Consider the following 2,982-nt stretch of genomic DNA (forward strand, 5'->3'; position numbering starts at 1 on the left):
GCTTCTCACGGAACACAAGACGGATCTGGCGGAACTCGTCACCCTCGAGGCGGGCAAGATTCCGTCCGAGGCGCAGGGCGAAGTGCAGGAGATGATCGACATCTGCGAATTCGCGGTCGGTCTGTCACGCCAGTTGTACGGCAGGACGATGGCGTCGGAACGTCCGGGACACCGGCTGATGGAGACGTGGCACCCGCTGGGAGTCGTCGGGGTGATCTCCGCATTCAACTTCCCCGTGGCCGTGTGGTCGTGGAACACCGCCGTCGCGCTGGTCTGCGGCGACACGGTGGTGTGGAAGCCGTCGGACCGGACTCCGCTCACCGCAATCGCGTGCGATGCACTGCTGGCGCGCGCCGCCCGCGACGTCGGTGCACCCGCGGGGATCCATGCCCTGGTCCAGGGCGCGGGGGACGTCGGTGAGCGTCTCGTCGACGACGCACGCGTGGCTCTGGTCAGCGCCACCGGGTCGGTGCGGATGGGTCGCGCCGTGGGTCCGCGCGTCGCCGCGCGGTTCGGCAAATGCCTGCTCGAACTGGGTGGCAACAACGCAGCGGTGGTGGCACCGTCCGCCGATCTCGACCTTGCCGTGCGGGGAATCGTCTTCTCCGCCGCGGGCACCGCGGGCCAGCGCTGCACGTCACTGCGCCGGCTGATCGTGCACTCGTCCGTCGCCGACGAACTGGTGCAGCGCATCTCTTCGGCGTACGGCCAGTTGAAGGTCGGGAATCCGTTCGACGACGGCGTCCTCGTCGGTCCGCTGGTGAACGGCTCCGCGTTCGAGGCCATGCAGACCGCGTTGGACAAGGCCCGCGCCGACGGCGGGACCGTCGTCTGCGGCGGCGAACGCAGCGGAGGTAGCGACTCCGCCTACTACGTCTCGCCCGCCCTCGTCCGGATGCCCGCGCAGACGTCGGTGGTGCAGGAGGAAACGTTCGCACCGATCCTCTACGTCCTCACCTACGACGACTTCGATCAGGCGATCGCGTTGCACAACGAAGTGCCCCAAGGCCTCTCGTCGTCGATCTTCACCACCGATCAGCGAGAGGCCGAGAGATTCCTTGCGGCAGACGGTTCCGACTGCGGCATCGCGAACGTCAACATCGGCACGTCGGGTGCGGAGATCGGCGGGGCGTTCGGCGGCGAGAAGGAGACGGGCGGCGGACGCGAGTCCGGATCCGACGCATGGAAGGCGTACATGCGTCGCGCGACGAACACCGTCAACTACTCCGATCGACTCCCGCTCGCGCAGGGGGTGGAGTTCACCTGATCGGCGGCGTCGACCGGCTACTCTCGGGGCGTGAGCAACTGGACCGAGATGGCGCGTGAGATTGCCGAGAACGTGTTGTTCCCGGTGGCCGACAGCGTCGATGCCGACGGCGAGATTCCCGACAGTCACTTCGAGACTCTCGCCGCCGACGGCTTCTACGGACTCGCGGCACCGGGCGAAGAAGGTGTGACACCGTCGGTGCTGGTCGACGTGATGGAGACGTTGTGCGGTGGTTGCCTCGCGACGGCGTTCACGTGGATGCAGCATCACGGCGTCGTCGCCGGTCTCGCCGCGTCCCCGAACACTGCCCTGCAGGATCGCTATCTCGACGGACTCGTCGACGGCACCGTGCGGGCCGGTGTCGCCCTGGCCGGCGCGATTCCCGTCCCGCCCACGCTGTGGGCACGCAGCGTCGACGACGGCTACGTGCTCGACGGGGTGTCGCCGTTCGTCACCGGCTGGGGCATCGTCGATCTGCTTCAGGTGTCGGCGCGCGACGAATTCGACGACTCCATCGTGCACGTCATCATTCCCGCACAACCACTTCGGGGACTCACCGCCGAGGAACTCCCGCTGATCGCGGCCCGCGGGTCCAACACGGTCCGGTTAAAATTCGACGGGCTCGCCGTGCCACGCGATCTGGTGAGTGCCGTCGTCTCCCCCGAGGATTTCGCGAAAAGCCAGCTGTTCGGGTCGTGGATCAACGGGTGCATGGCTATGGGGATCACCCGGCGGGCGATCAGCGAACTGGAGGCTCTCGGCGTCGACGCCGACCCGTTCGAAGAGCAGGCCGCCCGGGCACGACTCGACCTCAACGCCGCCCTCGAAGGCCGGGCGGAGATCGCCGAAGCACGGGCCCGCGCTTCGGAACTCGCCATCCGCACCGCCACCGCCCTCGTCACAGCGAAGGGCAGCTCGTCACTGCTCGCCGGGAACACCGCCGAACGTCTGATGCGTGAAGCCACCTTCACGCTCGTCGCGGCGGGACGTCCGGCGATCAAGTCGGCGTTGCTGGAGCGCCTCGGCCGCGACTAGCGGGTGCGGACCCGCAGGTCACCGAACAGCGAGTACGACACGATGCGGATCGTCGGGGCTCCGGGCCCGGGATCCTGTGCACCGGCGTCGAGTTCGCGGTCGCCGAAGAGGTCGAAACCACCCACCTCGACATGCACGCCCTCCGGAACGGTGACGGTGCTGTCACCGAACAGTGTGACGAGTGTGATCGTCGACGTGCGGGCGCCGATCACGGCCGACCGGAGGTCGAGCTTCACGTCCCCGAACACGAGCAGGGCCAGTGTCTTCACGGCGAGCGACCAGCGGCCGGAACGCTTGGTGTCGCCGAAGATTCCGACGATGGTGGATTGAGGTCGCGACACCGGTGCCGTCGGAGCCTCGACGGGAACCAGCCGCCGAAGACGCTCGACGTCGGCGTCGCGTGACCAGACGATCGCGGCATGCTCCGAATACTCCTCCAATGTGAGCTTTCCATCTCCCACCCCCTTCTCGAGCCGGGCTTGGGCAGCCTCGCGGAGTCGGTCGAGTTCGAAGMTGTCCCCTGCAGCAGTCATGGCTCCACCGTAGCTGTCGGTGCCCTCGTCTACGGTCTGACGGCTACACCCGTGACACACCGCCCCTTCGACCGAAGCGAGACAACGTGTTCAGGATGATCCGCGCAGTTGCTCTGGCGCTACTCGCTGTGGGCGCCTACGTGGTGG

At 67.5% G+C, this 2,982-nt stretch carries 3 protein-coding genes; 2 read left to right on the forward strand and 1 reads right to left on the reverse strand.

Annotated elements, in window-relative coordinates; all coding sequences use genetic code 11:
* Both amaB and AC1D1G_RS43705 read left to right on the forward strand, forming a co-directional pair.
* Positions 1–1,267 (forward strand): L-piperidine-6-carboxylate dehydrogenase (amaB, locus tag AC1D1G_RS43700; RefSeq protein ID WP_477956762.1); only part of this gene is annotated, 1,267 nt, incomplete at its 5' end.
* 48 nt (positions 1,268–1,315) lie between these two features.
* Positions 1,316–2,302 carry an acyl-CoA dehydrogenase family protein gene (locus AC1D1G_RS43705; protein ID WP_477956763.1) on the forward strand — a complete coding sequence of 329 codons (987 nt, stop codon included), beginning with the start codon at positions 1,316–1,318 and terminating at the stop codon, positions 2,300–2,302.
* On the opposite strand, the gene AC1D1G_RS43710 is transcribed toward AC1D1G_RS43705, so the two are convergent.
* Positions 2,299–2,835, reverse strand: coding sequence for a LiaF domain-containing protein (locus AC1D1G_RS43710; protein ID WP_477956764.1), 537 nt, complete (start codon positions 2,833–2,835; stop codon positions 2,299–2,301). The two genes, AC1D1G_RS43705 and AC1D1G_RS43710, sit on opposite strands and share 4 nt — an antisense overlap.
* Between the last annotated feature and the right edge of the window lie 147 nt (positions 2,836–2,982).

It is taken from the genome of Rhodococcus sp. P3_B8, assembly GCF_056402775.1.